The organism is Candidatus Ichthyocystis sparus, assembly GCF_900078745.1.
GTDB classification, from domain to species: domain Bacteria; phylum Pseudomonadota; class Gammaproteobacteria; order Burkholderiales; family 2013Ark19i; genus Ichthyocystis; species Ichthyocystis sparus.
The window spans coordinates 1-3340 of the sequence record NZ_FKII01000012.1 but is presented as its reverse complement, the minus strand read 5'-3'; the positions used below and the strand labels follow the sequence as shown (position 1 = coordinate 3340).

The 3340-nt window shown below is 37.2% G+C and carries 3 protein-coding genes; 1 reads left to right on the top strand and 2 read right to left on the bottom strand.

Annotated elements, in window-relative coordinates; all coding sequences use genetic code 11:
* Positions 1–124 precede the first annotated feature (124 nt).
* Positions 125–283, bottom strand: a complete 159-nt coding sequence (locus tag A6733_RS08635) for a hypothetical protein (RefSeq protein ID WP_176696727.1) — start codon at positions 281–283, stop codon at positions 125–127.
* A gap of 1464 nt (positions 284–1747) precedes the next feature.
* Here A6733_RS08635 and A6733_RS00295 point away from each other — a divergent pair.
* Entirely contained in the window at positions 1748–2038 is a 291-nt protein-coding gene (locus tag A6733_RS00295; RefSeq protein WP_242641576.1) for a phosphopyruvate hydratase family protein, read from the top strand.
* Between the two features lie 206 nt (positions 2039–2244).
* Here A6733_RS00295 and A6733_RS00290 read toward each other — a convergent pair whose 3' ends face one another.
* Positions 2245–2994 carry a hypothetical protein gene (locus A6733_RS00290; RefSeq protein ID WP_092460221.1) on the bottom strand — a complete coding sequence of 250 codons (750 nt, stop codon included), beginning with the start codon at positions 2992–2994 and terminating at the stop codon, positions 2245–2247.
* Positions 2995–3340 lie beyond the last annotated feature (346 nt).

Sequence of the window (3340 nt, the reverse complement as noted above, 5' to 3'; positions counted from 1 at the left end):
AAACTACCTATTGTTTTGGCATTGTATAGATCTAGTTGATAGCTCTGATGGAAAATCTAGGCTTGAGCTAATACCTTGTTAGCTGTGTCTAGGGTTGCTGCAAAGGTTAGTAATTTATCCTTAGTTAAGTACATAGGTGGTTGTAGTTTGATGAGGTTACCGGTACCATTCTGATCGCCATAACCCCAAGGGGGGGGAGGGCCATTTCCTCCACCGCGGCAGACTCACTATATTCTGAGTTACTGCTACTATCCGAGATACCGCGTGTCAACCTACCAGACATAAAGACCGTTTTATAAATAACAAAAACTCGTTATTTATTAGTGCCAACACCACACTTAAAGTTTCATTTTCTTGAGTACTATAAAGGGGGGATAGGAGGTTTTTTCCTATTGCCATAAACATATGGATTAAGGTTTAGATTAATTCCTGTTATTTTATATTTTGTATTAGCCCAATATGCTCGTATTTTTTTAGCACTTTGCTAATTGGACACCATATCAACATGGCAGAAATGCATCACCTTTACATATCAATGATAATTAGCATGTCTAATTTACCTAATTTGCTTAAGTGTACTTATTCATAAGCAATTTATATCTGTGAATCGCGTTGCCTAATGTAAAAGGCACATGAAATTTGGCTTTTTTGCACAGTTAGTGATTAAGGTAGTTTTACTCCGCACACTGAGTGTGTGTTGATCAAGGTTCAGACATGTTGATAGATGCCATCTATTTGGCTGATTTTGATTCTGGTAAAGATTACATGGCCGAGGTTGATCGGAGCAGATGGCAATTGTAGCTTGAGTACTATAATATCGAAGTCATGATGCACTACATGGCTCTCCACATAACAACATATCCAACATAACACATAACACATAATACATACTTTATTCGTATACATTTCGGCAGCTGAGAATAAATTTTACCGTAGAGTGCAATCTAAAACATTTCACTGACTTACCAGCCCTCTTTGTAAATACAACTGAGATAATTGGTTCTGCGATTCAATCCACGTATAGGAGGCTATACAAATAGATGATGATTATAGTAGATGGCGAAAGAAGCAAACACTAGCAGCAGTTGCAAGCACAACCCTAATATAAACATCCAGCACGGCCCGTTAATAGATAGAGTATGTGTTATACTCGCCTAGGCATAAAAAAGTCGTGCGTGATTACTATTTCAATCCTATTGGGTTGTTGCGTTTAAACTCTGGCTGTTCCCAAGACCATTAGTACTGTAATCTGAAGTGCTAGTAACCAACTCATATTCATCTTATTGGTAGGTGTGCTATAAAGGTACCTACAGTCAACATTTACCTCAGGCCCGTCTTAATTTTATACCCCGATATGGGACTAGAAGGATTTATCATAATTACTATTACTTTAATCAGATTGAAAGATTGTTTATTTTAAGTGCCGTATATTGTTTTGTTAGGCATGAATTTCTCTTCATTCTTATTCGAATTCATATATGCGAAAAATTTTTGTTTTCTTTTATTTTAGTGAAATTTTGCATTGAGGTGTTTTGGTTTTTTTATGCTTTAAGGTAAAGGTTACATGAAATTGTACTTTCTTGTACAGTTGGTGATGAAGGTGGTTTTGCTCCGCACTTAAGTGGTATTGAGCAGGGATTAGTATTGACAGATGCCATTTATTTGGCTGGTTTTGTTCAGATGGGTACTATAAGATTTTTAACGAATTTATGAATTTGGATGATTTTTCGTCCTATTCGGATAATTTGTGCAGTTATGCAGTTGTTTTCCAATAGTGTCTACAGAAGATGGCATGGAGGAAGATGATTGGAGTGGTTGGCAATTGACCAAGCGTTTGGGAGATACGGTACAGTTGGGAGGAGATGATCTTTTTGTGACTCAGTCTTTATTTTTACGTAAGGGAGTTGAGACTAAGTATGCTAACGCTATTTTAATTAAGCCCAACCCTAACCAAGTTGGGATGTTAACAGAGACGTTTGAGACATTTTTTTGGCAAGTAGGTCTGTATGGCACAGTAATTTCACATCGTTCTGGATAAACCAGTGACAGTTTCATTTCTGATTTATTTGTCAGTTGCTTGGATTGCCGGTCAAACTAAGACAGGGGGGTGCTATGTTATTCATATAGAAGAGAAATTGGGTAGAGATTTATAGGTACATGACACAGCGTTCATATTTGTAGTAAGTACCTCCAACAATTACTCCATTCATTACCAAATCAACTTCAAATGTGCTGCTATTGGCTTTACTGTTTTCTAGGTTTACCATACCTACTAAACATAAATATAAGCAATTTAATTATTATCATTGCACATAACGGAATGGAAGCAGCTAACGATCTTCCAACGGACTGTTTGTACGATTTAACTGCTTGAGTAACTTCTTGGCTCGTACTTCCAGTTTCAGTGGTTGATGAATCATAAAGTAAAACCAGTATAACTGGCATAGTTAATAAAAGGAGTACAACAGAATCCTTGAGGCTAAGATCCGTACTTCTACGTCTACTGGTACCTTTAGTACTGCAAGAACAATCATTGCCTGGTCCACGCCTACGCCTAGGACCGATACCTTGAGTCCTTCCTACTATTACAAATCTGTCTTCAGAAGTTGACGATGTGGTACTTCCAGTATTACCTTCAGCGGTAGCAGCTATTTTTTGTCCATAACCTTTTAAATTCTTTGCTGATCTTCGATTGAGGTTGTGCCATACATTACTTCTTCCTCTGCTTGATTTTCTCCCTCTCTCCACCTCTTTTGGCCTAGCACCCAATTCCTGACATGAACCGGAGCCGCTGGTAGTTGTTAATGATCTACCCGATGACTGTTGTCCATTAGAACTTACAGGACTTTCTTTTCCTGATTTTTTATCTTCACCTTGAGTGCTTTGATAGACTGTTTCGGGGAGAGATCCACTTTCATCACTACTACTAGTATTATCGCTTTCCGAAGTTGAAGCACCACCACCTGAAGCACCGTGTACTCTTCTACTAGACATAGAATTATCCTCTATTGGCCTATTATTTTTATGCTGGTTATGCACCCTTACATACATTTTTCTAACTTTAGTATTGTCGAAATCATGATATATGCCCGCCCAGGTTATCGGTAAGAGAATAATGTTACTGCTAACTTTTTGGCTTTTATTATGTTAAATAATAAGTAAAGTGGTTTATGTATAGCGATATCCATAGTAGTGCAAGTACTAGCTTATAGGTGATAAAATCCTATACATAACTATAGCTGTATGGACTGCATGCAATATATTACAAAGCAGGGTAGGTAGATAGTTTTACGTTTATTACGCGTTATCCATATAATTTAACAATACAATTAAAATCAAT